The 24,647-nt window shown below is 57.4% G+C and carries 26 protein-coding genes; 20 read left to right on the top strand and 6 right to left on the bottom strand.

Annotation, left to right across the window (positions count from 1 at the left end; genetic code table 11):
* Positions 1–119 precede the first annotated feature (119 nt).
* From GS630_RS16620 to uvrC, 7 genes are all read left to right on the top strand, one after another.
* Positions 120–1,049: an ABC transporter ATP-binding protein gene (locus GS630_RS16620; protein WP_171620992.1), complete on the top strand. Its 930-nt coding sequence runs from the start codon at positions 120–122 to the stop codon at positions 1,047–1,049.
* Positions 1,046–1,807: an ABC transporter permease gene (locus GS630_RS16615; RefSeq protein WP_171183797.1), complete on the top strand. Its 762-nt coding sequence runs from the start codon at positions 1,046–1,048 to the stop codon at positions 1,805–1,807. Before GS630_RS16620 ends, GS630_RS16615 begins: the two co-directional genes overlap by 4 nt.
* Positions 1,808–1,920: 113 nt before the next feature.
* Complete coding sequence (locus GS630_RS16610; protein ID WP_171178969.1) at positions 1,921–2,718, top strand: S49 family peptidase; 798 nt, start codon at positions 1,921–1,923, stop codon at positions 2,716–2,718.
* Between the two features lies 1 nt (position 2,719).
* Complete coding sequence (locus GS630_RS16605) at positions 2,720–2,890, top strand: hypothetical protein (RefSeq protein ID WP_171178971.1); 171 nt, start codon at positions 2,720–2,722, stop codon at positions 2,888–2,890.
* The gene (locus tag GS630_RS16600; RefSeq protein WP_171179426.1) at positions 2,890–3,849 is read left to right on the top strand and encodes a calcium/sodium antiporter; all 960 of its coding nucleotides are present in this window, start codon (positions 2,890–2,892) and stop codon (positions 3,847–3,849) included. The genes GS630_RS16605 and GS630_RS16600 overlap by 1 nt, the downstream gene beginning before the upstream one ends.
* 21 nt (positions 3,850–3,870) lie before the next feature.
* Complete coding sequence (locus GS630_RS16595; RefSeq protein WP_171178973.1) at positions 3,871–4,650, top strand: SDR family oxidoreductase; 780 nt, start codon at positions 3,871–3,873, stop codon at positions 4,648–4,650.
* Positions 4,651–4,940: 290 nt separating this feature from the next.
* Positions 4,941–6,803 carry an excinuclease ABC subunit UvrC gene (gene uvrC, locus GS630_RS16590; RefSeq protein ID WP_171712123.1) on the top strand — a complete coding sequence of 621 codons (1,863 nt, stop codon included), beginning with the start codon at positions 4,941–4,943 and terminating at the stop codon, positions 6,801–6,803.
* Here uvrC and GS630_RS16585 read toward each other — a convergent pair.
* The gene (locus GS630_RS16585) at positions 6,800–7,684 is read right to left on the bottom strand and encodes a DMT family transporter (protein ID WP_171178977.1); all 885 of its coding nucleotides are present in this window, start codon (positions 7,682–7,684) and stop codon (positions 6,800–6,802) included. The genes uvrC and GS630_RS16585 overlap by 4 nt on opposite strands.
* 167 nt (positions 7,685–7,851) lie before the next feature.
* On the opposite strand from GS630_RS16585, the gene pgsA reads away from it, so the two are divergent.
* Genes pgsA through GS630_RS16570 form a run of 3 tightly spaced genes read left to right on the top strand, consistent with a single transcriptional unit; the run spans position 7,852 to position 9,216 of the window.
* Entirely contained in the window at positions 7,852–8,520 is a 669-nt protein-coding gene (pgsA, locus tag GS630_RS16580; protein ID WP_171093855.1) for a CDP-diacylglycerol--glycerol-3-phosphate 3-phosphatidyltransferase, read from the top strand.
* Between the two features lie 3 nt (positions 8,521–8,523).
* The gene (gene moaD / locus GS630_RS16575) at positions 8,524–8,769 is read left to right on the top strand and encodes a molybdopterin converting factor subunit 1 (protein ID WP_171178980.1); all 246 of its coding nucleotides are present in this window, start codon (positions 8,524–8,526) and stop codon (positions 8,767–8,769) included.
* 3 nt (positions 8,770–8,772) lie between these two features.
* Positions 8,773–9,216 (top strand): molybdenum cofactor biosynthesis protein MoaE, encoded by a 444-nt coding sequence (locus tag GS630_RS16570; protein ID WP_171620990.1) that lies wholly within the window; start codon positions 8,773–8,775, stop codon positions 9,214–9,216.
* A 46-nt stretch (positions 9,217–9,262) separates the two neighbouring features.
* Here GS630_RS16570 and GS630_RS16565 read toward each other — a convergent pair whose 3' ends face one another.
* The gene (locus GS630_RS16565; protein ID WP_171620989.1) at positions 9,263–9,793 is read right to left on the bottom strand and encodes a hypothetical protein; all 531 of its coding nucleotides are present in this window, start codon (positions 9,791–9,793) and stop codon (positions 9,263–9,265) included.
* A gap of 362 nt (positions 9,794–10,155) precedes the next feature.
* Here GS630_RS16565 and GS630_RS16560 point away from each other — a divergent pair, with 362 nt between their 5' ends.
* Positions 10,156–11,364 (top strand): PLP-dependent aspartate aminotransferase family protein, encoded by a 1,209-nt coding sequence (locus GS630_RS16560; RefSeq protein ID WP_171178986.1) that lies wholly within the window; start codon positions 10,156–10,158, stop codon positions 11,362–11,364.
* Positions 11,365–11,385: 21 nt separating this feature from the next.
* Here GS630_RS16560 and GS630_RS16555 read toward each other — a convergent pair whose 3' ends face one another.
* The 3 genes from GS630_RS16555 to ubiA all read right to left on the bottom strand — a co-directional run bounded on the left by GS630_RS16555 (position 11,386) and on the right by ubiA (position 14,660).
* Entirely contained in the window at positions 11,386–11,706 is a 321-nt protein-coding gene (locus GS630_RS16555; protein ID WP_050603973.1) for a hypothetical protein, read from the bottom strand.
* 1 nt (position 11,707) lies between these two features.
* Entirely contained in the window at positions 11,708–13,633 is a 1,926-nt protein-coding gene (locus tag GS630_RS16550) for an OmpA family protein (RefSeq protein ID WP_171620988.1), read from the bottom strand.
* A 64-nt stretch (positions 13,634–13,697) separates the two neighbouring features.
* Complete coding sequence (gene ubiA, locus GS630_RS16545) at positions 13,698–14,660, bottom strand: 4-hydroxybenzoate octaprenyltransferase (protein WP_171620987.1); 963 nt, start codon at positions 14,658–14,660, stop codon at positions 13,698–13,700.
* A gap of 12 nt (positions 14,661–14,672) precedes the next feature.
* Here ubiA and GS630_RS16540 point away from each other — a divergent pair, with 12 nt between their 5' ends.
* The 9 genes from GS630_RS16540 (at position 14,673) to GS630_RS16500 (ending at position 23,810) form a co-directional block, all read left to right on the top strand.
* Positions 14,673–15,398, top strand: coding sequence for a 16S rRNA (uracil(1498)-N(3))-methyltransferase (locus GS630_RS16540; RefSeq protein ID WP_171178992.1), 726 nt, complete (start codon positions 14,673–14,675; stop codon positions 15,396–15,398).
* Positions 15,395–16,204 carry a hypothetical protein gene (locus tag GS630_RS16535; protein ID WP_171178994.1) on the top strand — a complete coding sequence of 270 codons (810 nt, stop codon included), beginning with the start codon at positions 15,395–15,397 and terminating at the stop codon, positions 16,202–16,204. Before GS630_RS16540 ends, GS630_RS16535 begins: the two co-directional genes overlap by 4 nt.
* Entirely contained in the window at positions 16,201–16,728 is a 528-nt protein-coding gene (locus GS630_RS16530) for a hypothetical protein (RefSeq protein WP_171178996.1), read from the top strand. The genes GS630_RS16535 and GS630_RS16530 overlap by 4 nt, the downstream gene beginning before the upstream one ends.
* 65 nt (positions 16,729–16,793) lie before the next feature.
* Entirely contained in the window at positions 16,794–18,164 is a 1,371-nt protein-coding gene (locus GS630_RS16525; RefSeq protein ID WP_171178998.1) for a glutamate--cysteine ligase, read from the top strand.
* A 71-nt stretch (positions 18,165–18,235) separates the two neighbouring features.
* Positions 18,236–19,309 carry a phenylalanine--tRNA ligase subunit alpha gene (gene pheS, locus GS630_RS16520; RefSeq protein WP_171179000.1) on the top strand — a complete coding sequence of 358 codons (1,074 nt, stop codon included), beginning with the start codon at positions 18,236–18,238 and terminating at the stop codon, positions 19,307–19,309.
* Positions 19,306–19,713 carry a hypothetical protein gene (locus tag GS630_RS16515; protein WP_171179002.1) on the top strand — a complete coding sequence of 136 codons (408 nt, stop codon included), beginning with the start codon at positions 19,306–19,308 and terminating at the stop codon, positions 19,711–19,713. Before pheS ends, GS630_RS16515 begins: the two co-directional genes overlap by 4 nt.
* A gap of 286 nt (positions 19,714–19,999) precedes the next feature.
* The gene (locus GS630_RS16510) at positions 20,000–20,806 is read left to right on the top strand and encodes a PHB depolymerase family esterase (protein ID WP_171238509.1); all 807 of its coding nucleotides are present in this window, start codon (positions 20,000–20,002) and stop codon (positions 20,804–20,806) included.
* A gap of 78 nt (positions 20,807–20,884) precedes the next feature.
* Positions 20,885–23,281: a phenylalanine--tRNA ligase subunit beta gene (gene pheT, locus GS630_RS16505; protein ID WP_171179005.1), complete on the top strand. Its 2,397-nt coding sequence runs from the start codon at positions 20,885–20,887 to the stop codon at positions 23,279–23,281.
* 82 nt (positions 23,282–23,363) lie between these two features.
* Positions 23,364–23,810 carry a YtoQ family protein gene (locus GS630_RS16500; protein ID WP_171235001.1) on the top strand — a complete coding sequence of 149 codons (447 nt, stop codon included), beginning with the start codon at positions 23,364–23,366 and terminating at the stop codon, positions 23,808–23,810.
* A gap of 50 nt (positions 23,811–23,860) precedes the next feature.
* Here the strand turns inward: GS630_RS16500 and GS630_RS16495 are convergent, their stop codons facing one another.
* On the bottom strand, positions 23,861–24,559 hold the full coding sequence (locus GS630_RS16495) for a glutathione S-transferase family protein (protein ID WP_171620986.1): 699 nt from the start codon (positions 24,557–24,559) through the stop codon (positions 23,861–23,863).
* Positions 24,560–24,647: the final 88 nt, after the last annotated feature.

Below are 24,647 nucleotides of genomic sequence, written 5' to 3'. Positions count from 1 at the left end.
GGCGGATGTTAGTGGCGCAGATCGTCGCCTGTAAGGCAGATGTGTGTCAAACGATGTTGAATTGACCTGTTATACCCAGGTTTGGCGCGATAGGGTCCACGCCATAACGGGGAACGGATATGACGACAATTTTGTCCATCAGAGATCTGCGCAAGTCTTACGCCGATGGGTTTGAGGCGCTGAAAGGTGTGTCCTTGGACATTGAAGAGGGTGAGATTCTTGCCCTGTTGGGGCCAAACGGTGCCGGAAAGACAACCTTGATCTCGACCATCTGCGGGATCACCACCCCAAGTTCCGGTGAGGTCACGGTGGGAGGGCATGATATTCAGGCCGATTACCGCGCTGCGCGTAGGATGATCGGGCTTGTGCCGCAGGAAATTGCGCTGGAACCGTTTGAGAAGGTTTGGAACACCGTACGCCTGTCGCGGGGGCTGTTCGGGCTTGGCAAAAACAATGCGCGGATCGAAGAGATTCTGCGGAAACTGTCCCTTTGGGGCAAGCGCAACAATGCGATCAAGGAATTGTCTGGCGGTATGAAACGTCGGGTGCTTATCGCCAAAGCACTGGCTCATGAGCCCCGCGTTCTGTTTCTGGATGAACCCACTGCCGGTGTGGATGTCGAGCTGCGTAAAGACATGTGGGAAATCGTGGCCGAGCTTAAAAGGGACGGGGTCACAATCATTCTGACCACCCATTATATCGAAGAGGCCGAAGCCATTGCAGATCGTGTCGGGGTCATCGACAAGGGTGAGCTGCTTTTGGTGCAGGACAAGGACTCACTGATGGCACAGATGGGTAAAAAGCAGATTGAGGTCATGCTGACAGAGCCCATCGCGCAGATTCCAGACAGTCTTGCGCTGCACAACCTGACACTGAATGGTGCGGGGGATGTCTTGATTTACACCTATGACACCCACGCGGACCGCACGGGTATCACGACACTGCTGAATGACGTCTCACAAGCCGGGTTGATCCTGCGGGACGTACAGACACGGCAATCGAGTCTGGAAGAGATATTCGTCAATCTTGTATCCGGAGAAATGGCATGAACTGGACTGCAATTGCCGCCATCTACCGGTTCGAAATGACCCGGTTCTTCCGCACTCTCGCGCAAAGCTTTTTCTCACCGGTTCTGTCCACGTCGTTGTACTTCGTGGTATTTGGCACGGCTATCGGCAGCCGCATTCAGGAAGTCGAAGGCGTCTCATATGGTGCGTTCATCGTGCCGGGGTTGATCATGTTGTCGGTGGTGATGCTGTCGATTTCGAACGCGTCTTTCGGGATATATTTCCCGAAGTTTCTTGGCACTATCTATGAACTGCTGTCCGCGCCGGTCAATTTCATCGAGATCGTGATCGGATATGTTGGTGCCGCAGCCACCAAGGCGTTGTTTGTCGGTTTGGTGATATTGGCAACCGCTACTTTTTTTGTGGATATTCGGATTGAACATCCCTTTGCCATGGCTGCGTTTCTGATCCTTTCCTGCCTCAGCTTTTCGTTGCTGGGTTTTATCATTGGAATCTGGGCCAGCAATTTCGAACAGATGTCACTGGTGCCGCAACTTGTGGTGACGCCGCTGATCTTTCTGGGCGGCACATTTTATTCGATCTCGATGCTGCCACCGTTGTGGCAGACGATCACGTTGTTCAATCCGGTAGTTTATCTGATTTCGGGCTTTCGCTGGTCTTTTTATGGGCTAGCGGACGTACCAATTGTCTTTAGTCTTCTGGCCATTCTCGCTTTTACTGGGGTCTGTTTGGCGGTCATCGGCTGGATTTTCAAAACGGGTTGGCGGATACGCAGCTGACTTTCGTCAGGCGTTGCATTTTTGCCCGTTGAGTGTGGGAATTTGGTTCACGTCGCGTTTAAGGCCGAATGAGTCCCTTGTTTACGGGTTGGCGGCACTCTACATCGGCACCCATGAAACTCAGCCTGCCGTTTGTCAAAAAACACCCCTGCGTGGCCGTTGTCCGCCTGTCCGGCGCCATTGGAATGGCGGGCCGTGGTGCGTTGAATGACACGACCTTGGCTCCTTTTCTGGAAAAAGCGTTTCGCAAGGGAAAACCCGCTGCCGTGGCGCTTGAGCTTAATTCCCCAGGCGGGTCCCCTGTGCAAAGTTCGCTGATCGGTGCCCGTATCCGACGTTTGTCGGAAGAGCTGGACGTGCCTGTGATTGCCTTTGTCGAGGATGTTGCTGCCTCGGGCGGGTACTGGCTGGCCGCCGCCGCGGACGAGATCTGGGCAGATGACAGTTCGGTTCTGGGCTCGATCGGAGTGATTTCGGCCGGGTTTGGCGCGCATGTCTTTCTGGCGCGTCAGGGGCTTGAGCGGCGCGTGCACACGGCTGGAGAATCGAAGTCGATGCTGGATCCGTTTGCTCCGGAAAAGAAAGAGGACGTGGCCCGTCTGCAGGGGTTGTTGGGGGACATCCACGAAAACTTCATTGATCATGTCAAAGCGCGACGTGGGGACAAGTTGGATCAAAGTGCCGATCTTTTCACGGGTGAAGTCTGGCTGGCGCGGCGTGCGCAAGAGTTGGGCCTGATTGATGGCATTGCCCACCTCAAACCCAAGATGCAGGAACGCTTCGGCGAAAAGGTCAAATTCCGCCGTTACGGCGTGCGCAAACCGATCTGGACACGCTTTGGGGCCAGCCTGGCACAGGATGCCATCGCCGGATTAGAGGAGCGTGCTGCCTTCGCGCGTTTCGGTTTGTAGCGTGATCATCAAGGCCGTCACCCTTTTCCTGATTGCCATGGGCGTATTGGCGATGTTCGGCAAGCTGCGCTTTCCCGGGCAAAAGAAATTGAGCTCTGCGAAATGCCGGCGCTGCGGGCGGTATCGTATCGGCAAAGGCCCCTGCGCCTGTGAAAAAGGAGGCCGGACTTGATTACCACTTGGCTGCTGTCCGGTCTTGGCCTGTTGATTCTATTGCTGGCGGGCGACGCCCTTGTGCGTGGTGCCGTGAACCTGAGCTTGCGCCTAGGTGTTCCGGCGTTGATCGTCAGCCTGACGATCGTGGCATTTGGCACATCCGCGCCAGAGCTTTTGATTGCGATCAGCGCTTTGCAAGAGAATGCCCCGGGCATTGCGCTGGGCAATGTTGTCGGATCCAACACGGCGAATATTTTGTTGGTTCTGGGCCTTCCCGCGCTGCTTGCGACCTTGCACACCAGCGAATGTAACAGCCGCCGGAACTATGTCTTCATGCTGGTGGCCACAGTTCTGTTCATCGGTTTGGCCTTCTGCGGAACTTTTACCTTTTTCAGCGGCCTGATCCTGCTGGCGGCTTTGGGCCTGGTCTTGTTGAACGCCTTTCGCGAGGCAAAGGCCCATCGCAAAGCTTGCGGTGAAGCCTGCGTAGATGAAGAGCTTGAGGGACTGGAAGAAGCTGATCCCGACATGCCCTATTGGAAGGTGTCGATTTACTTGATACTGGGGCTGGTTGGCTTGCCAATGGGGGCGCACCTGCTGGTGGACAACGCGACCATTATCGCACGGACTTATGGGGTCAGTGAAACGGTCATTGGTTTGACTCTGATCGCGGTCGGAACGTCTTTACCCGAGCTGGCGACGACAGTTATGGCTGCATTGCGCAGACAGGCTGATGTGGCGTTGGGTAACGTGATCGGTTCGAACATGTTCAACCTTTTGGCCATCATCGGGATTGCAACGTGGTTCGGCCGCATACCGGTTGATCCCGAGTTCCTGCGGTTCGACTTGTGGGTTATGTTGGGCGCATCGCTGCTGCTGATCCCGTTTGTGTTCCTCAAACAGGATATCTCGCGCGTATGGGGGTTGGTGTTGACTTTCCTTTATGTGCTTTATGTCACCGTATTGCTGGTGTGATCTGACAAAATGAGGTGAAGCATGACCCGAGCTTTAGTGACCGGTGCCGGTATCCGTCTGGGCCGGGCTATGGCGCTGTATCTGGCGGGTCGTGGTTACGATGTAGCGGTTCACTACGCTACATCCGAACAGCCCGCGCAGGAAACGGTCGTCAAGATACAGGCCCTTGGGCGTCATGCAGTGGCATTGCAGGCCGATCTGCTGGACGAAGCTCAGGTTCAGGCGTTGTTGCCGAACGCGGCTGAGGCGCTGGGCGGCCCGATCACATGTCTGGTGAACAACGCCTCGATCTTTGAATATGACAATATCCATACCGCAACGCGCCAAAGCTGGGACCGCCATCTCGACAGCAATCTGCGTGCGCCATTCGTACTGACACAGGCTATGGCGGAACAGGGACTGGCCGCTGGCATGGACGAAAACGAAGAGCCTTTGGCCGCGGGCTTGATCGTCAACATGGTGGACATGAGGGTGCGAAAACTGACGCCAGAGTTCATGTCTTACACCATCGCGAAAATGGGGCTGTGGGCCCTGACCCGAACGGCCGCTCAGGCCCTGTCACCTGACATTCGGGTCAACGCGATTGGTCCGGGTCCGACGGTTCAGGGGCATCGCCAAAGCGAACAGCATTTTCAGGCGCAACGATCCAACACGGTTCTGGAACGCGGATCGAACCCCTCGGATATCACCGCTGCGCTGGGGTATTTTCTGGACGCGCACGCGGTCACTGGGCAACTTCTATGCGTTGATGGGGGGCAGCATCTGGGTTGGAAAACACCCGACGTGCTCGGCGTAGAATAAGCAATTTCGCTGCAAGTTTTGCACTGCTCTCATTCGTGTTACCTGCGCGTTACAAAAATGTCTTTTTTTTCATACACTTGCTAAGTGATTGAAAAAATATCATTTAGAATCAATGCGTTAATTTATTGCCCATTTTTTGTGCAAATCAAGGAAGAGGCAATGAAACAAGGGGATTTCCGATCCAGCAGAAACTTATCTTCACACTTATCCACAGAAGTCGTGGATTTGTTTCCTCTTGATTTGAGAGGCCTGAGATTGCAGCCAGTCCAAGAGAATCATATCAAAAGCCTATGACCACCCACAGCGACTCTTCTCCGACCGGTTATGCCTGCATTCAGCGCTATGCAAAAACGCTGGACAGTTCGCCCGGTGTGTATCGGATGCTGGATGCGGATAGTCGGGTACTGTATGTGGGTAAGGCACGCAACCTGAAGGCGCGGGTGTTGAATTACACACGCCCGGGGCATTCTGGCCGGATCGAGAAGATGATCGCTTCGACCGCCTCGATGATGTTCCTGACAACCCGGACCGAGACCGAGGCGTTGCTGCTGGAGCAGAACTTGATCAAGCAGCTCAAGCCCAAGTACAACGTGCTGCTGCGCGACGATAAGAGCTTTCCTAACATTCTGGTCGCCAAGAACCACGCCTTTCCCCAGATCAAAAAGCATCGCGGGGCGAAGAAGGAAAAGGGTGCTTACTTTGGGCCCTTCGCCAGTGCAGGGGCGGTGAACCGCACGTTGAACCAGTTGCAAAAGGCGTTCCTGCTGCGCAACTGCTCGGATTCCATGTTTGACAGTCGAACGCGGCCTTGTCTGCTCTATCAGATCAAACGCTGTTCAGGGCCGTGCGTCGGGTTGATCTCGGAAGAGGCATACCGCGAAAGCGTCAAGGACGCCGAGCGTTTCCTGTCAGGCCGATCCACCAAGGTGCAGGAGGATCTGGCCGAGCAGATGATGGCCGCGTCCGAGGCAATGGAGTTTGAACGCGCCGCCGGTCTGCGTGATCGTATCCGGGCACTTACGCAAGTTCAGACGTCCCAGGGTATCAACCCGCGCGGCGTGGCCGAGGCGGATGTGATCGGCCTGTATATGGATAGCGGCCAGGCTTGTGTGCAGGTGTTCTTCATCCGCGCCAATCAAAACTGGGGCAACAAGGATTTCTATCCGCGTGTCGGCCCCGATGTTTCGCCCGCTGAGGTGATGGAGGCGTTCCTTGGTCAGTTCTACGACAACAAGGAACTGCCCCGGCAGCTGATCCTATCGGACGGGATCGAAAACGCCGATCTGATGCAGGAGGCCCTGACCGAGAAGGCAGGCCGCAAGGTGGAGATCCTTGTTCCGCAGCGCGGTGAGAAACAGGAACTGGTGGCGGGCGCCTTGCGAAATGCGCGCGAGTCATTGGCTCGCCGCATGTCCGAAAGCGCAACGCAGGCCAAACTGTTGCGCGGGGTGGCCGAAGCGTTTGATCTGGACGCGCCACCGGAACGGATCGAGGTTTACGACAACTCGCACATTCAGGGCACCAACGCGGTCGGTGGAATGATTGTTGCGGGGCCCGAGGGCTTCATGAAGAACGCCTATCGCAAATTCAACATTCGTGGTGACGATCTGACGCCGGGCGATGATTTCGGCATGATGAAAGAGGTTCTGAACCGCCGCTTTACCCGTTTGCAAAAAGAAGACCCGGATCGGGAAAAAGGGCTCTGGCCCGATCTTTTGCTGATTGACGGCGGTGCAGGGCAGGTGAGTGCGGTGCATGAGATCATGCAGGCCCATGGGGTCGCAGACATTCCAATGGTCGGGGTTGCGAAAGGGGTCGATCGCGATCACGGCAAGGAAGAGTTTCATCGGACCGGTCAGCGCCCCTTTGCCCTGAAGCGCAACGACCCTGTGCTGTATTTTATTCAACGTTTGAGGGACGAAGCACATAGGTTTGCCATCGGTACTCACCGCGCAAAGCGTGCAAAGGCCGTAGGCGCCACGCCGTTGGACGAAATTCCCGGCGTAGGGGCGGCGCGCAAACGTGCCTTGTTAACTCATTTCGGCAGCGCCAAGGCGGTCAGTCGAGCCAATCTGGTGGACCTAAAAGCAGTCGAGGGGATCTCGGCCGGGTTGGCGCAGAAGGTCTATGATTTCTTTCACGACAAGGGTTAGGCGCGCCGTCCACGCCACAGGATGTATAGCCCCGAAGCCACGATCAACGCGCTGCCGATCCACATTACGGGATCGAGGCTTTCGCCGAACATGAGCACGCCCAAGCCGATGCCGAACAATAGTCGCGTATAGCGGAATGGGGTCACAGCGGAAACTTCGCCTGTGCGCATGGCCTTCATCAGCGAAGAATAAGCCAAAACGCCCATCAGCACCGCTCCGGTCAGATGCAGGCTGGTATGTAGATCAAGCGAAACCATCGGCACGCCTTCCCAAAACCGATAGGCGAGCCCCGCAACGATGATGCTGAGAAACCCGTAGAATCCCAAGACTTCGGTTCCCAGCGTGGCAGGTGCTGCGCGACTGGCCAAATCACGCCCCGCAAATCCCAGCATGCCTAGAACGGCCAGAATCGACAGCAATGAAAAGCTGTCGCCGGTGGGCTGCAGGATCACGACAACACCAAGCATACCCACGAAAATAGCGCTCCACCGCCGCCAACCTACCGCTTCACCAAAGAACAACGCTGCACCTGCGACCACGACAAGCGGTGTGGCCTGCAAAATCACCGTGGCCGAGGACAATGGCGTGAGCGCTATGGCCAGAACATAGAACAACCGCCCCAGAACTTCGAACAGGACCCGAACCTTCATCGGCCGAGACAGCACGTCAGGATGCATCAAGCGCGTTCCGCGCATCAATGCTACCGCAGCAAAAACAAGTGATCCACCAGCGCCAAACACAACAAGGACTTGCCAGATCGGCACCACGGCCGAGGACGCTTTGAGCAGCGCGTCCTCAAGCGCAAAACCCGCCATTGCGGCAATCATCCATAGGCTGCCAATCATGTTCGCGCGGGCATCGGTTTGAATATGGGCTGTCATCTGACACTTCCGATCTGGGCTTTCGCCGCAATCTGACGGCAAAGCCCGGAAAGGCCAAGAGATACAGGACCAAAGGCCTGCGGCGCTTTGACCAAGCTTCTGTGATCCGCGCAGTTTTTTGTCTGATTGGCTTTTCTGTCCCGCAGCGTCGATATAGGGTCCCAGCCATGAAGTGGAACTTGCCCAATATTCTGACCGTCCTGCGCCTGTTGGCGGCGCCCGGTCTGGCCGTCATGTTTTTGTATTTCACCCGGCCATATGCGGATTGGTTCGCTTTGATCCTGTTTCTGTCGGCGGCTATTACCGATTGGTTCGATGGGTATCTGGCCCGCGCTTGGAAGCAGGAAACCAAGATCGGCGCGATGCTGGACCCGATTGCCGATAAGGCGATGGTAGTGATCGCATTGATGATCCTGGTGGGCTATTCGACAGAACACTGGACGCCGTGGCTGGTGCTGCCCGCGACGGTGATCCTGTTTCGCGAGGTTTTTGTCTCGGGTCTGCGCGAGTATCTGGGTGATGTAGCGGGGACACTCAAGGTTACGAAACTGGCCAAGTGGAAGACCACTGCGCAGATGATCGCCATCGCGGTTCTGTTTTCGCAAGGTATCTTTGAACACTATGCCGTGATGGCAAGTTTCGGCATGGATGCCGATCTGGTCGAGCAGATCATTGCGGGGCAGGTTGAAGACGTAAACCACCTGCGCTGGAATATTGAAGGCATGTACTGGGCTGGCCAAATCGGGCTGTGGCTTTTGTGGATCGCCGCAACACTGACATTGATCACCGGCTATGACTACCTACGTAAAGCCATGCCGCATCTTAAGGAGAGCTAAGCGATGGATGTGCTGTACTTTGCATGGGTGCGCGAACGCATCGGTTTGCCAAAAGAAAAAGTTGAGACAAGCGCTGCAACGGTCAGCGATCTGGTCTCGGAACTGTGCGCAAGGGAAGAGCGTTATGCGGCGGCCTTTGCCGATTTATCGGCCCTGCGGGTGGCACTGGACCAAGAGTTGTCGGATTTTGATGCCTCGCTGACCGGTGTGCGTGAGGTTGCGTTTTTCCCACCGATGACCGGCGGTTAAGCGATGCGGATCGCTGTTCAGGAAGAGCCATTCGATCTGGGGGCCGAGGCCAACGCCTTTGCTGCAGGGGATGACGCCAACGGTGCCATCGTCACGTTCACCGGTGTTGTGCGCGATCTTGCAAGCGGTGATCTGGATGTGATGGAGATCGAACACTATCCGGGTATGACCGAACGAGCTCTGACCAAGATTGCCCAGGAAGCAAAGGATCGTTGGTCACTGGGCGATGTGTTGGTGATCCACCGCCACGGTCGCCTGGCCCCAGGCGACCGGATCATGATGGTGGCCACGGCCGCGCCGCATCGCAAAGATGCATTCGAGGCGGCTGAATACCTGATGGATTACCTGAAATCCCGCGCCCCGTTCTGGAAGAAAGAAATCACCAGAACCGGTGCAGATTGGGTTGCCGCCAAGGACGAAGACGAAGACGCGTTAACCCGGTGGTAGGAAAGTCCGGCACCCAAGTTCAGGTGCCGGAGTTGAACACAAGACTTTAGCTGCTCTGTTCGGAATTACATGTGCGAGCGGCTTCAATGGCCTTCAGCGTTCCGTCCAGGCTTACAGTGAACGCGAACTCTTTTTCGGGGAACACCGTCATTTCGTATTTTTTCATAACGTCATCAACGAATTGCGCGTTGTTCGCCAGGATATAGCCTCCGGTATATCCTTCAGCCAAATGCTTGGTTTTCTTGCGTGCTTCGGCCTCATAAACGTTTCCGTCAAGTGACAAGAAGATTTTTTCCTTCTTACCTTTCAAGCCGATGTTGTTTTGCGTGAAGACACCAAGATAGCCCATTTCCTGATCTTTAGTCAGGCCCATTTGAACGACATTGTTGTTCTCATCCACGCGCTCAATCAAGCATGATCCACGTGTTTCATCGACAAAGATAGTCCAACCAGATTCTTCGCCCCATTTTGTAAAGGTGTCGTTCTCGGACGGTATCACATCGCTAGAGGCAAAAGCGGATGTCGCGGCAAGTGCTGTTAATGTTGCGGCAGTCTTCAATATTGGCTTGAGATACATAGTTCACTCCAGTTTTGTTGGATAGCGGACTTACGTATGTGCAGGCAAAATCGCACCAATTCATATTATTGAATTTATTAATGAAGTTGAAGTCGAACTGGTCGTGTAGGCCAAAACACGCCGATCAATTCGTCTCTCACCTATCGTTTGTTCAGAACTGCAAATTAGCCTGTTCCGCTGATCCTTCCTCCAGTGTTGTAGTCTTCATGTTGGCAGACGCACTGAACCGCTATTGATGCAAAGCATAAAATGCGGGGTGAACGTTGTGGTCGTTTTTAAACTATACTTGGCACATTTCCCCTCTAGACGTTGGCGTTTGGGCTCGCGCTTAATCCGAACATACGGATCAAGAGGGCAACCCCATGAACAACGGATTGAGAAACAAGGGCCTTGCGACGCGGGCGATTCATGTGGGCGAAGAACCGGACCCGACCAACGGTGCATCTGCACCGGCTTTGCATATGTCCTCGACTTTTGTCACCGGCCAGGTGGCTGGGTTTTCCGCCCATGATCTCGAGGAAGAGGCCCCATACCTCTATGGGCGTTGGGCCAACCCCAACGTGCGGACGCTTGAAGCCAAAATAAGCGCGTTTGAAAGCACCGAGGATTGTATCTGTCTGGCGTCAGGCATGGCGGCTGCAACTGCGATTTTCCTGACGTTCCTGTCAGCCGGAGATCACGTGATCGTCTCTGACGTATCTTATGCGGGCGTGGCCGAGCTGGCGCGGGATACGCTGCCGCGCTTGGGGATCGAGGTCAGCACGGTCAACATGTCTGATCTGGCGGCGGTATCAGCGGCAATCAGGCCAAACACACGGCTGATTCATACGGAAACACCGGTTAACCCAATCGGGCGACTGACCGATCTGGCGGCGGTTTCCTCCATTGCACAAGATGCCGGGGCATTGTTGTCCTGTGATGCCACCTTTGCCTCTCCGCTGGGTCAACCCAGCAAAGATTTGGGCGTCGATCTGATCATGCACTCCGTGACCAAGTTCATAGGCGGTCATGGTGATGCCATTGGCGGAGCGGTGGCGGGCCGCAAAGAGTTGATTGAGAAGATTCGTAACGAGTCCGCCATTCATCACGGCAGCATCATGTCACCTTTCAACGCGTGGATGATTGCCCGGGGTATGGCCACTTTGCCGCTTCGAATGCAGGCACATCAGGCGGGTGCCATGGAGGTTGCCGAATGGCTTGAAACACGTGGGGCCGTCACCAAAGTCGTGTATCCGGGTCTGAAATCACACCCGCAATACGAATTGGCGCAACGGCAGATGCGAAACACATCCGGCATGATCACCTTTCAGGTGGGCGACAACGCGACCGGAGAAGCACTGGCCCAGCAGATGATCGATAAACTGAAAATCATTCACTATGCCGTGTCGCTGGGCCACCATCGCAGTCTGATTTTCTGGATGGGCACGGACGCGTTGATGCAGACCTCTTTCCGTCTGGAAGGGGCGCAGCTGGAAAGCTATCGGGACTATGCAGGGGACGGCGTGTTCAGGTTGTCGGTTGGCCTTGAAGACCCAGAGGACCTGATCGCCGATCTTGCGCAGGTTTTGTAATCCGCCCACGTGAGAGGCGCGTCAGTCGGCGTTGTTAATCCGCCCGCGTAATTCTTCGGCCTCTTGCCGCGCGGCACGCAGGCCGTCCATCGCGGCGGCCAGCTCAGCTTCGGTCTGCGTCAGTTGGTTGGTCAACTCGGCTTCGCGCTGTTGCAGATAAGTGATGGCCTGATCACGGGTTTCTTCGGCCTCGTGCAACTCCTGGCTCATCCGGTCCAGATCAGCAACGTCGCTTTGGCGTACGCGGGACAGGCGGTGAGCCAACCAGTTGGCAAACCATCCCATGCAGAAGGCCGCAAACAGAATGATGGCCGTGGCGATGATGAATTCGGTTCTGTTCAACTTACTGGTCCTCCGCATCCGCATCTGATGCGGTTGTGTCAGTCTGGTCTGTCTCGGGCGTGTCGGATTCTGTCTCAGTCTCAAGCGCTTCGAGACCTGTTTCGCCGGTTTCAACAGGTTCGGGACGGATCAGACGAAATTCAATTCGGCGGTTTTCTTCCCGACCTTCCTCGGTGTCGTTATCAGCGATGGGCTGCGTTTCGCCATATCCCACGGCGGTGTAGCTGCTGGTGGGAATGCGCCGTCCGCGCAACTCGTTCAGAATCGACTGCGCGCGTGCCTGGCTGAGCTGCTGGTTCATCTCTTCGCGGCCCTGGCTGTCGGTGTGGCCCTGAATCTCAAGGCGGATCGGTCCGCAGTCCCGCAAGATATCGGCAATCTGGTTCACCGTGTCGCGCGAATCTGAAGCAATCGTGGTTGATCCGGGTTCGAACGCGATTTTGCGAGAAGCCTGAACTTCAGCAATCTGTTGTTCGCAGACTTCCGGGTCGGGCAGGGCATCTTCAGGCTCTGGTGGAGGCTGATAAGTGATCATCAGGGTGAATTCCTGCCCCTCACCCAGCTTGTCCGACAACTGCCTTGCGATGCGGGCCTTGGCGTCTTCTTCGTGGCTGATCCCGCTCAGTTCGACCATTTCAGGTGTCACGGTCAATGCCCCGTTATGCAGCTGCGCCAACGCTTCGAGCCCGGCCAGAACACGCACAGGCCAATCTGCGGGAAGATCGGACACAATGCGTGTGGCGGTATAAACTTGATTAGAGCCAAATGCGGCACGGGCATAGCTGTCGACCATGTCCCGCAGGGTCTCATCGCCCAGGCGTCCCCGCAGTTGTACCAAGCCCTCAGGGCTGCGGGTTGCGGAAAACTCAACCGGGCCTGAAGCATCCGTAGTCTCGGGTTCCGGCAACACGGCGTGCAGTGCAAAGACCGGCGGCAAGGCAGTTTCAAGCTCACCCACCACCCGATCAAAAAGGGCAGGGTTTGTGCCTTGCGCCGCGACCAGCGTGATGTCCGCGTCAGACAGCGTCACGGTGCCCTTGCCGATTTCGGACAGAGCCTGAATGCTCTGTTCGGCGGCTTCGGGCCAGCGGGGTGAGGGTTCTCCCAGACCGATGGTGCAAGAATAGGTGCCTTGCAAGCCCGCCTCGCGCGCGGCGGCCACGATGCGGTCGCGCGCCTTTTCATCCTGGGCGGAACAGGCGTCAAACTGCCCGCCTTCATCATTTATCAGGTAGCGCAGTGTGAAGGGTGTGATGACGGGGCGAGGGGCCGAGATTGCCAAGCCGATGCGCAAACTGGGCGGCGCGGCGCGCGTCAGATCCTGTTCAAGCCGTTGTTTTTCCTCTTGGCTGTCCGCAATCGCGGTGATCTTGACCAAGCCAGAGCTGGCGGAAACTTTTGCACGAGGCAACCGCGCCAATGCTTCGATGGCGTAAGATATTGCGGCATCCCAGCCATCGGGCTTGGGATAATCTGCCGTTTCCATCAGATCCGACACTGCAACGCTCCGATCCAGGTTGCGCAGCCGGTCAATCAGGCTCGCCCTGTCCTCACTGGCGGGGATCAGACCGATGATCGAGATGCCGCCGTCATTGCGCAGGATTTCCGCCGAGAAGCGGGGTGGGGCCAGCGCCGAGGTGGCCTCGACCTCCATTTCGTCGATCACGCGGGATGTGTCGACTTCGGTCCCGGCCACAGTCAACGCGTTGAACCGTGTGGCCTCATCTGGTGCGGTGCCGGTCAGGATAACGCGCAAACCGTCGGATTCAACCTCGGCCCAGTCATGACCTTTGAGGTCCAGTGACCGCCTTACGGCGAATTCAGATGTCTCTTCGATTTTTGTGACGGCATAGCTGGCCGCCAACAGAGACAGCCCGGCTGAGACCAGAAAGATCAGTGAAACAGCGATAAAATACGGCAGACGCATGCTTGGGTTTGGCACTCCTCAGGCGTTTGGGCCGATCTTTACAGCCCTCATTCGACAGGTGCAATCAGAGCAGCAAGGCGACGCAAAGGAAGATCAGCGGAATCAAGCCGGTGTCGCGGTTGACCCGGAACAATTGCAGCAGCTTGGCGTTATCTTCCAGATCCAGACCGCGCAGCTGCCACATCATATGCCAGCCCATTGCCCAGGGACCGCAAAGCGCAACAACCAGCACCAGAATCGAAGCATCCGGCACGCCTGCATCGATGATGGCCAATCCCATAAATGAAACGGTTGCCACCAGAAAGTACTTCAGCCACTTCGCCGTGTCTTCGCCAAACAGGCGTGCTGTGGATTTGATCCCCACCAACTCGTCATCCTCGGCGTCTTGATGGGCGTAGATCGTATCATAGAACAGAGTCCACGCGATCCCCGCCAGATATAGCGAAATTGCAGGCCACCCGACTGAGCCGCTATGCGCCGCCCAGGCCAGAAGCGCGCCCCAGTTGAAGGCCAGGCCCAGAAACACTTGCGGCCACCATGTGAACCGTTTGGCGTAAGGGTAAATTGTCACCGGCAGCAAGGACAGTACGCCCATCGCTATGGCCGCTTGATTGAAGCTGAGCAGAATGCCAAGTGCCAGCAGGCATTGCAGGATCATCCAGGCCGCTGCCTGTCGGACGCTGACCTGACCCGAGGGAATCGGGCGTGAACGTGTGCGTTCAACCTGCCCGTCGAAGTCCCGGTCTGTGATGTCGTTCCAGGTGCACCCCGCCCCCCGCATCAGAAAAGCGCCAAATGCGCAGCCAATGGCGATCCACAGATCTTCCCATCGGGGCTGGCCGTCATGCAGGATGGCCAAGGCCAAGCCCCACCAGCATGGAATCAGCAACAGCCATGTTCCAATGGGCCGGTCCGCGCGGCTGAGGCGCAGATAAGGGCGGGTGAAGGCTGGCGCATAGGTATCGACCCAGTTGCCGGTGACAGCATCGGCGACTTGACCGTCTGGTGTTGGGGCATTGCCTTGCATATGTAAGGTCTCATGAGTGCGAAGATCAGACTGTATGTAGAGCAGCCCTTGGGTCAGGGGCAATCGGTTCCTTTGACGCGCGACCAGGCGCATTATCTGTTTGGTGTGATGCGACTGACGGTTGGTGGGGCCGTAGCCTTGTTCAATGGCAAGGATGGCGAATGGCTGGCTGAAGTGGTCGAAGCCGGGAAACGTGGCGGCGTACTGAGCTGCACCACGCAGACCAAACCTTTGCAATTGCCGCCCGATTTGTGGTTTCTGTTTGCACCTATCAAAAAAGCCCGCACCGATTTTATCGTTGAAAAAGCTGCCGAAATGGGCGCGGCTCGCATCCTGCCGGTACAGACCGAGTTTACCAATTCCGAACGCATCCGTCAGGATCGCTTGCAGGCCCATGCGGTCGAGGCCGCGGAACAATGCGGCGGCACCTTCGTGCCCGAAGTTACCGATCTGCAGCGGCTGGATCGTGTCTTGGACAGTTGGCCCAAAGACCGTCAGCTGATGTTCTGCAACGAGGCCGAGGTCGGCTCAGCCCTGCGATTGGCCGCCAATGAAAAAGGACGGCCATGGGCGATTCTCGTCGGCCCCGAAGGTGGCTTTTCTGAGAAAGAACGCGCCCGACTGTCAGCTCTGCCATATGCGCATGTGGTCAGCCTTGGCCCGCGCATCCTGCGGGCGGATACGGCGGCTGTGGCGGCGTTGACGATGTGGCAGCAGGCACTGGGGGATTGGGCGTGACACCACCGCCCCGGCTGCACGTTTTAACGGCTTTGGGGTCAGATCAAGCAATTGTTTTGCGTCGAGGTCCGACCGACCAAGTTGCTGTATTGATGTGGGACCGCAGCGTCGGCACTGTAAGGCTTGGGCAATGGCTTGGGGCCCGAATCCACGAACACAGATGCGATCTTTCCCCGTCAGGCCGACATCTGGTCTATTTCGCGTGCAAAGGTGGTCGCTGCTGGACGGCCGTTTCCAAAGCGCCCTGGCTTACGGCGATCGCGTACTGGCCCCAATCCGACAGCTGGTTCGGCGGTGGCGCTTTCACTGCGGACGGCAGGCTTTGGCTGAACGGCGCAACGCCTCCTGAAGACCTGCCCGACGGCCTGAGAGCAGCCGAGGCCGACAGCTTCCCAAATTCGACCGACGGTTTTCACATGGGAGATCTCGTCTCATCTCGCCTGCAGCAAAGGGGTTGGGTCCGTGCGGGCGGCGAAAAGTATGAAATAGAACTGAGGCTGGACCTGGTCGAAAACTGGAGTCTGAGGCAAACATTCACGATTGGAGAAAATAACCGCGCACATATTTCCAGTCAGTATGCCTTGTTGCCACCTCACGACGGGCCGGCAATATGTTGCTCAGGATGGGAATGGGCGGACCGTTTTGGCGACTTGTTGCAATGGGCGGAAAACGGAAAGTTGTGGCAGACGCAGTTGGCCGATGCGGGTGGGATTGAAAATCGTCAACTGGTGCACGATTTCACGTCCATGCAGTTTGAAGCAATACAGGCACCGTATTCGGGCGTTTCTGTTGGAGAGTACAGATGAGTTTCATCCGACCCGAGGCAAAACTGGCGCTGTGGCGCTGGCGCGAAGTTTTGGTTGCTTTCTTTGTCCTAATCCTCGGCCTCAGCTGGGTCAGCGGGCCGGGTGGGTTGTTGGCATGGTTGGGCTGGTTCCTGATCTTGGTGTCTGTGGCATTGGCGGTCATTGGCATACAACGCGCCCGATTCAGAACCGGCGCAGGTGGGCAGGGTGTGGTGACCGTGGATGAAGGTCAGATCACCTATCTGGGTCCTTTGGATGGCGGCATCGTGGCGACTCGCGAGATTGAACGGCTTGCGCTCGACCCGACCTCAAGCCCGGCGCATTGGGTTTTGGATCAGTCGGGACAACCGGCGCTTCACATTCCTGTGAATGCAGAAGGGGCAGAGGCTTTGTTTGATGTGTTCTCTAGCCTGCCTGGGTTGAAAACCGAACAGATGCTGTCGGAACTCAACGGTAAATCACGACATCCCGTCGTCATCTGGGAACGCACCCCATCGCGCCCGGCACATTTGCGGTTGCATTGACACTGGCGTCATTTACGACCACGACTGACCTTCAAGACAGACACATCAGGATCGGAGCACGGTTCATGTCCATCCCTCAGTCCGGCGGCGGTCCGATCGAACGCCATGAGCAACTGGCCGAGTATCTGGAATCAGGCTGCAAGCCCAAAGAAGACTGGCGCATCGGCACCGAGCATGAAAAGTTCGGCTATTGCAAAGACACGCTGAAGCCGCTGCCGTTTGAAGGCAAACGCTCGATTGTGGCCGTGCTGGAAGGTCTGCGGGATCGCCATGGCTGGGGCGAAGTGCGCGAAGGCGACAAGCTGATCGGTCTTGAAAAAGACGGTGCAAATGTCAGCCTGGAACCCGGTGGCGCGCTGGAGCTTTCCGGTGCCCCGCTTGAGACGATCCACGAGACCTGCGATGAGGTAAACACCCACCTGCGTGAGGTGAAGGACATCGCCGACGAGATCGGCGTTGGTTTCATTGGTCTGGGCGCGGCCCCGATATGGACCCACGAGGAAATGCCGTTGATGCCGAAAGGGCGTTATCGGTTGATGAACGACTATATGGAAAAGGTCGGCACCATGGGCCGCGCCATGATGCGGCGCACTTGCACGGTTCAGGTCAATATCGACTTCGGGTCCGAGGCCGACATGGTGCAGAAACTGCGCGTTGCACTTGCGCTGCAACCTGTGGCGACCGCCTTGTTTGCCAATTCGCCTTTCTTTGAAGGCAAGCCCAATGGCCAGAAAAGCTGGCGCAGCCATATCTGGCGGCATCTGGACGACGCCCGGACGGGTATGCTGCCTTTTGTGTTCGAAGACGGCTTTGGGTTCGAACGGTACGTACAATATGCGCTGGATGTACCGATGTATTTTGTCTATCGCGACGGCCAGTATATCAACGCGCTAGGTATGTCGTTCCGCGACTTCCTCAAAGGGGAATTGCCTGCTCTGCCGGGTGAAACACCGACCCTCAGCGATTGGGCCGATCACCTGACCACGGCCTTCCCCGAAGCACGGATCAAGAAATACATGGAGATGCGCGGGGCGGATGGTGGCCCGTGGCGTCGCTTGTGTGCGCTGCCCGCCTTCTGGGTTGGTTTGACTTACGATCAGGGCGCGCTGGACGCGGCGTGGGATTTGGTCAAGGGCTGGGATGCGGAAACGCGCGAGGAACTGCGCGTGCAAGCTGCAGTCAATGGCCTTCAGGCGCAGGTCGGTGACATCAAAATGCACGATCTGGCGCGCGAGGTTGTTGCGATCTCTGAGGCCGGGTTGAAGGCCCGCGCGCGCGCCGGTGCTGGGGGGCTGGTCCCGGATGAGACACATTTCCTGAACGCGCTCAAGGAAAGCATCGACACTGGTAAGGTTCCGGCAGATGAGTTGCTGGATCACTACAATGGCGACTGGAATGGCGACCTGACCCGGATTTTCCCGGAATACAGCTATTGATCCGCACCGTCCCGCTTGCATTCGCGGGGCGGGGCCGATAGCAGGTTCTCGACAAAATTCAGAGGGCCGTCATGGACGATCTTAAGGCAAAATATCTGGGCCAAATCGCCGAAGCAGGCGACGAAAACGCGCTTGAGGCGATCCGCGTCGCGGCTGTCGGTAAAAAAGGCGAGGTCGCGTTGAAGATGCGCGAGCTGGGCAAGATGACGCCCGAGGAACGTCAGGTTGCAGGCCCCGCGCTGAACGCCCTGAAGGATGAGATCAACTCGGCGCTCTCTGCAAAAAAGGCCGCGTTGGCCGATGCCGCGCTGGATGAACGTCTGCGCACCGAATGGCTGGACGTCACCCTGCCGACCCGCGCGCGCCGTCAGGGCTCGATCCACCCGATCAGCCAGGCGACCGAGGAACTGACCGCGATCTTTGCCGAACTGGGCTTCTCGGTGGCCGAAGGGCCGCGGATCGAAACCGACTGGTACAATTTCGACGCCCTGAACATTCCCGGCCATCACCCCGCGCGGGCCGAGATGGATACGTTCTACATGCACCGCGCCGAGGGCGACAATCGCCCGCCGCATGTGCTGCGCACCCATACGTCTCCGGTGCAGATCCGGTCGATGGAGAAACAGGGCGCGCCGATCCGCGTGATCTGTCCGGGCGGCGTCTACCGCGCCGACTATGACCAGACCCACACGCCGATGTTCCATCAGGTCGAGGGGTTGGCGATTGATAAAGACATCTCGATGGCGAACCTGAAATGGGTTCTGGAAGAGTTCGTGAAAGCGTTTTTCGAGGTCGACGACGTCGAGCTGCGCTTCCGCGCCTCGCACTTCCCCTTCACCGAGCCGTCGGCCGAGGTCGATATCCGCTGTTCCTGGGATAACGGTCAGCTGAAGATCGGCGAGGGCGACGACTGGATGGAGATCCTCGGCTCCGGCATGGTCCACCCCAAGGTGATCGCCGCCGGTGGGATTGATCCTGAGGTCTATCAAGGCTTTGCCTTTGGTATCGGGATCGACCGCCTGGCGATGCTGAAATACGGTATTCCGGACCTGCGGGCGTTCTTTGATTCCGACCTGCGTTGGCTGCGGCACTATGGGTTTGCGGCGTTGGATATGCCGAACCTGCATGGTGGTTTGTCGCGGTGAGCAAAGACCGACGTGTTCGGAAGGCGATACTACAGCGATTTGAACAATCGCCAAACCAGTGGCTCCGACTAAAGCGAGCTTGGTCAGATGAGCATGGAAACCCCTTTGAGGATTCTCCTGACTGGTCTCGCGATGAGCTTTTTCAGATTTCGTTCTTAATGGACGAAGGTCTCTTCGAAGAAAAATATGAATCGAGTGCGACGTCGTCTTATCTCACTCCGGATGAGCCTGATGAATTTCGCTTGCGTTTGAATAGTAAGGGTTTTGATGAGCTTGAGAGACTGTCTCAGCCATTGTGGAAAAAATGGTTCGGTAACATTTTGTGCAACATCCCCACGGTTCTTGTTTCCGTTGTTACAGCGGTGTTGGTTGCGTGGGTGCTTAAAATTCTTGAACTTAGCTAAGTAGTTGAGGTTCTGCCTCGCGCGGAGCAAAGGCCGATAGGCCGCCGCGCTATCGGTCGTTCATTGCGGCGCCATTGGTTCAAGCCCAATGGGCGACACCGCCCGCACGGGCTGGCGATTTGTCTCCGCCAGCGCGACGTTCGAACAGCGCGCGGATTTGGCCTCCATAAACTACCCACCACCAATCAAGGATCGCCATCCCGCGGTCTGGCGACACCACTGCTTGTTACAGGTTCCCACGGGGTTGTGACGTGACTTGGCGCTCTGGCTGGCTAGGGTCAGGCGCATGATTTATCGACTGCTTTGCCTTCTGTTGCTGACCGCCTCACCCGCCTTCGCCATGGGACCATGGAACACCGACTGCCACGGCGACACGGCCTGTGAGGTCGGCGACCGCTCGTACCATGTGCTGGAACCCGAAGGATGGGACGGCGAAACGCCTCTGCCTGTGTTGCTGCATTTCCACGGCTGGGCGCGGCAGGGGACGGTGGTCGTGAACCATGAGCGCATTGCCGGAGCGACCAAGCTGCGGGGCGTGCTGCTGGTGGCCCCGAACGGGCTGGGCAAAAGCTGGAATTTCTGGACCTCGGACACTGGCGATGTGCCTTTTGCCGACCGGGTGCTGGAGGACGTGGCCAAGCGCTATCCGATTGACCCCGACCGCATCTATGTCTCGGGCTATTCCTTCGGCGGCGCGATGGCGTGGCGCTATGTGTGCCAGTCAGGCAACGACATCGCCGCTTTGCTGGCCGTTGCGGGCAGCATTCGCCAGACAGAAAACTGCCCCGAAGGCCCGCGTGAGGCGCGGCATGTGCATGGCCTCAGCGATACGGTGATGGATTTTCCTTATGGCGCGAATGGCGACACGACCTATCCGGTCTCGCTGTGGCGTGAAAAGTACAATTGCAACGGAGCAACCCCGCGCGGTGATTGGAGCGTAGTGCCGATCCTGACGCTCAGCCGCGTGGAATGGACCGATTGCGCACAGGGGCAGGTGGTGCTGGACACCCATCCGGGCGGGCATTTCATCCCGCATGGCTGGATCGGGCGTCAATTGGACGAGCTTTTGGGCCGCACCCCAACCTATCCATGACGCACAGCGCTTGCACCTTGGTCCATTCTTTGCCATTGCCTGTGCCGACTGGATATCTGCCAAAAAAGGCCCCGTGCAATGAAATTCACTCTGTCCTGGCTGAAAGACCACCTCGACACTGACGCTTCGGTTGATGAGATCGCCGAGGCGCTGACCGACCTTGGCCTCGAGGTCGAAGAGATCGTGAACCCGGCGGACCGGTTGGCAGGCTTTACGCTGGGCCATGTCAAACATGCCGAGAAACACCCGGACGCTGACAAGCTGCGGGTCTGCACGGTTGAAACAGATGAGGGTGATCTGCAAATCATCTGCGGGGCCCCGAACGCGCGTGAAGGCATCACCGTCGTGGTTTGCAAGCCGGGCATGTACATCCCCGGTCTGGATATCACCATCAGCGTCGGCAAGATCCGGGGCGTCGAAAGCTTTGGCATGATGGCCTCGGAACGTGAGCTGGAGCTGTCGGAGGAGCATGACGGCATCATTGAGCTACCCTCGGGTGAAGTTGGCGACAAATTTGTCGACTGGCTGGCCGAGAACGATCCGTCGAAGGTCGACCCGATGATCGAGATTGCGATTACGCCGAACCGGCCCGATGCGCTGGGCGTTGAGGGGATCGCGCGTGATCTGGCCGCGCGCGGTATCGGTACGCTGAAACAGCGTGACTATGCGCCGGTTCCCGGGGATTTCGAGTGCCCGATCAAGGTGAGCATTGACGAAGACACTTTGGACGGCGCACCGCATTTCACCGGGCGTTTGATCCGCGGTGTCAAGAACGGCCCCAGCCCACAGTGGCTGCAGGATCAGTTGAAAGCCATCGGTCTGCGCCCAATCTCGGCCTTGGTGGACATCACCAACTATATGACCTTCGACCACAACCGCCCGCTGCACGTGTTTGATGCGGATAAAGTGCAAGGCAACCTGCGGGTGCATCGCGCCAAAGGTGGCGAGACACTGGTGGCGCTGGATGAGAAAGAATACACCCTACAGCCAGGCATGATGGTGATTTCGGACGACAAAGGCCCGGAATCGATTGCCGGGATCATGGGGGGCGAGGAAACAGGCTGCACCGAAGAGACGGTTAACGTCTTCCTCGAAAGCGCGTTTTGGGATCATGTGCAGATTGCCCTTACGGGTCGCGCGCTCAAGATCAATTCGGACGCGCGGTACCGGTTCGAGCGCGGTGTTGATCCAGATTACACCCGTGAAGGGTTGGAACACGCAACCCAGATGATCCTGGATATCTGCGGCGGCGAAGCCTCCAACGTGGTCGAAGCGGGCAAGGCCCCGAACCACGGGCGGGCTTACAAGTTGGACGCGGCACGGGTGCAGTCTCTGGTCGGTATGGATATTCCGGAAAGCGAACAGCGTCAGACCCTGACCCGCCTGGGTTTCCGCCTTGAGGGTGAGATGGCTCATGTGCCAAGCTGGCGACCAGACGTTCTGGGCGAGGCCGATCTGGTGGAAGAGGTCGCGCGGATTGCGTCGCTGACCAAGTTGCAGGGCAAACCGCTGCCACGTGTGACGGATGGAATCCCGAAGGCGGTTATGACACCGACGCAGCGCCGCCAGTCCATGGCGCGCCGCACCTGCGCGGCGCTGGGCTACAATGAATGCGTGTCTTACACCTTCATCGATCAGGCGTCCGCAGCGCTGTTCGGTGGTGGCGACGATGCAACCCAACTGGAAAACCCAATCTCTTCCGAGATGAGCCACATGCGCCCGGATTTGCTGCCGGGTCTGTTGCAGGCCGCTGCCCGCAATCAGGCACGCGGCTATGCAGACGTGGCTCTGTTCGAGGTTGGCCCGGTGTTCCATGACGGTGAACCCGGCGACCAGAAAACCCAGATCACCGGCTTGCTGGTTGGGCGCTCCGGCCCCAAGGATGTGCACGGTGCTTCGCGGCCGGTGGACGTGTTTGACGCCAAGGCAGATGCTGAGGCTATACTGGCTGCCATCGGTGCACCGGCGAAGGTACAGATCCTGCGCGACGGGGATGCCTGGTGGCATCCGGGGCGTCACGGCAAGATTTGTTTGGGTCCGAAAAAGGTGCTGGGTGTGTTCGGTGAATTGCACCCGCGTGTGTTGCAGGCGATGGACATCAAGGGCCCAGCGATGGCGTTTACCATCTGGCCTGACGAGGTGCCTCTGCCCCGCAAATCAGGTGCCACCCGTGCCGCTTTGGAGCTGCGAGATCTGCAAGCGGTCGAACGTGACTTTGCCTTTGTCGTCGATGAAGGCGTCGAGGCGCTGACGTTGGTGAATGCTGCAGCGGGTGCTGACAAGGCGCTGATCGAGGATGTACGTGTCTTTGACGAATTCATCGGTGGCAGCTTGGGTGAAGGTAAGAAATCTCTGGCCATCACTGTGCGGTTGCAACCGACGGACACGACGCTGAAAGAAAAAGACATCGAAGCGGTGGCCGAAAAGATCATCGCCAAAGTCACGAAGGCGACCGGTGGCGTCCTGCGCGGGTAACTCAGGATCGCCATCGGCGATAGTATTTTTAAAAAGATGAAGGGGCCGACGACGCCTTTTCTGCGTTTGCGGAGGACTAAAGATGCTGAACGTTTACCTCTCGGGCGAAATTCACACCGACTGGCGGGAACAGATCATTGAGGGCGCGCAAGGGTTGGATATGACATTCAATAGCCCTGTGACCGATCATGCCGCCAGCGACGATTGCGGTGTGGCCATTCTAGGGGCCGAGCCGAACAAGTATTGGCATGACCACAAGGGCGCGATGGTCAATGCGATCCGCACACGCAAGGGGATTGCGGATGCGGACGTGGTGGTTGTCCGCTTCGGCGACAAGTACAAACAGTGGAACGCCGCCTTTGACGCAGGTTATGCGGCGGCGCTTGGCAAGTCGATCATCGTGCTGCACGGCCCTGATCATCAACACGCGCTGAAAGAAGTTGATGCTGCCGCGCTGGCCGTTGCTGAAGAACCTGCTCAGGTCGTTGAAATCCTGCGCTATGTTCTCACCGGCGCTTTGCCGGGCTGAGCAATGCGAGAAGGGTGCCGGCCAAGGCACCCTTTCATCTGCCAAGCCATTTAACCGCGCGCAGGTATGTTTTTGCCGCGTTGCACTGCCGGGCGCTGCATAAATCGGTCGACATAGGCGACGACATTGACGTGGTCGTCCCAGCCGACAACGTCTTTTGCGCCGTAGAAATCCAACGCATTCAGCCACGGGGCAAGGGCGATGTCTGCGACGGAAAACTCGCCAGCGATCCAGTCCTGCCCCTCCAACTGGGTGTTAACAACGTTTAAAAGGCGCTTGGCTTCGTTGATATAGCGTTCGCGTGGGCGTGGATCTTCGATCTCGCTGCCTGCGAATTTGTAAAAAAAGCCAAGCTGACCGAACATTGGCCCAACGCCGCCCATCTGAAACATCAGCCATTGGGTGATACGGTGCTTGTCAGAGGCGCTTTGTCCCAGCAACTTTCCTGACTTCTCAGCTAGATACAGCAGGATCGCACCGCTTTCGAACAGGGCAAGCGGTTCACCGTCCGGGCCGTTGGGGTCAATAATGGCAGGGATTTTGTTGTTCGGATTCAGCGATAGAAACTCGGGGCTTTTGACATCTGCATCCGCGAGCGTTACCAGATGAGCCTCATAAGGCAGGCCGGTTTCCTCAAGCATGATCGATGCTTTGACGCCGTTTGGTGTCGGATAGGAGTAGAGTTGGATCTTGTCCGGGGATTGGGCAGGCCAGCGGGCCATAATCGGATGAGCTGTGTTGTCCGCCATTGGGGGCTCCTGTTTGAATATCTGTTAAAAGCTAGGGGCCAATCCGCCGTCATGTAAGCCCTTTGCCCTGTGCATCTCCGGTCAGGCC

It is taken from the genome of Ruegeria sp. HKCCD7303 (assembly GCF_013111185.1).
GTDB lineage: Bacteria > Pseudomonadota > Alphaproteobacteria > Rhodobacterales > Rhodobacteraceae > Ruegeria.
This window is presented reverse-complemented; position numbering and strand designations above follow the sequence as displayed.

Excerpts from the sequence above, each read along its gene's own strand:
- GS630_RS16525 (WP_171178998.1), top strand. The coding sequence starts at position 16,794 with ATGTCCATCCCTCAGTCCGGCGGCGGTCCGATCGAACGCCATGAGCAA.
- ubiA (WP_171620987.1), bottom strand. The coding sequence starts at position 14,660 with ATGCAAGGCAATGCCCCAACACCAGACGGTCAAGTCGCCGATGCTGTC.
- GS630_RS16610 (WP_171178969.1), top strand. The coding sequence starts at position 1,921 with ATGAAACTCAGCCTGCCGTTTGTCAAAAAACACCCCTGCGTGGCCGTT.
- GS630_RS16510 (WP_171238509.1), top strand. The coding sequence starts at position 20,000 with ATGATTTATCGACTGCTTTGCCTTCTGTTGCTGACCGCCTCACCCGCC.
- GS630_RS16540 (WP_171178992.1), top strand. The coding sequence starts at position 14,673 with ATGAGTGCGAAGATCAGACTGTATGTAGAGCAGCCCTTGGGTCAGGGG.
- GS630_RS16495 (WP_171620986.1), bottom strand. The coding sequence starts at position 24,559 with ATGGCGGACAACACAGCTCATCCGATTATGGCCCGCTGGCCTGCCCAA.
- GS630_RS16530 (WP_171178996.1), top strand. The coding sequence starts at position 16,201 with ATGAGTTTCATCCGACCCGAGGCAAAACTGGCGCTGTGGCGCTGGCGC.
- pgsA (WP_171093855.1), top strand. The coding sequence starts at position 7,852 with ATGAAGTGGAACTTGCCCAATATTCTGACCGTCCTGCGCCTGTTGGCG.
- GS630_RS16570 (WP_171620990.1), top strand. The coding sequence starts at position 8,773 with ATGCGGATCGCTGTTCAGGAAGAGCCATTCGATCTGGGGGCCGAGGCC.
- uvrC (WP_171712123.1), top strand. The coding sequence starts at position 4,941 with ATGACCACCCACAGCGACTCTTCTCCGACCGGTTATGCCTGCATTCAG.
- GS630_RS16565 (WP_171620989.1), bottom strand. The coding sequence starts at position 9,793 with ATGTATCTCAAGCCAATATTGAAGACTGCCGCAACATTAACAGCACTT.
- GS630_RS16550 (WP_171620988.1), bottom strand. The coding sequence starts at position 13,633 with ATGCGTCTGCCGTATTTTATCGCTGTTTCACTGATCTTTCTGGTCTCA.
- GS630_RS16615 (WP_171183797.1), top strand. The coding sequence starts at position 1,046 with ATGAACTGGACTGCAATTGCCGCCATCTACCGGTTCGAAATGACCCGG.
- GS630_RS16585 (WP_171178977.1), bottom strand. The coding sequence starts at position 7,684 with ATGACAGCCCATATTCAAACCGATGCCCGCGCGAACATGATTGGCAGC.
- moaD (WP_171178980.1), top strand. The coding sequence starts at position 8,524 with ATGGATGTGCTGTACTTTGCATGGGTGCGCGAACGCATCGGTTTGCCA.
- pheS (WP_171179000.1), top strand. The coding sequence starts at position 18,236 with ATGGACGATCTTAAGGCAAAATATCTGGGCCAAATCGCCGAAGCAGGC.
- pheT (WP_171179005.1), top strand. The coding sequence starts at position 20,885 with ATGAAATTCACTCTGTCCTGGCTGAAAGACCACCTCGACACTGACGCT.
- GS630_RS16595 (WP_171178973.1), top strand. The coding sequence starts at position 3,871 with ATGACCCGAGCTTTAGTGACCGGTGCCGGTATCCGTCTGGGCCGGGCT.
- GS630_RS16560 (WP_171178986.1), top strand. The coding sequence starts at position 10,156 with ATGAACAACGGATTGAGAAACAAGGGCCTTGCGACGCGGGCGATTCAT.
- GS630_RS16620 (WP_171620992.1), top strand. The coding sequence starts at position 120 with ATGACGACAATTTTGTCCATCAGAGATCTGCGCAAGTCTTACGCCGAT.
- GS630_RS16500 (WP_171235001.1), top strand. The coding sequence starts at position 23,364 with ATGCTGAACGTTTACCTCTCGGGCGAAATTCACACCGACTGGCGGGAA.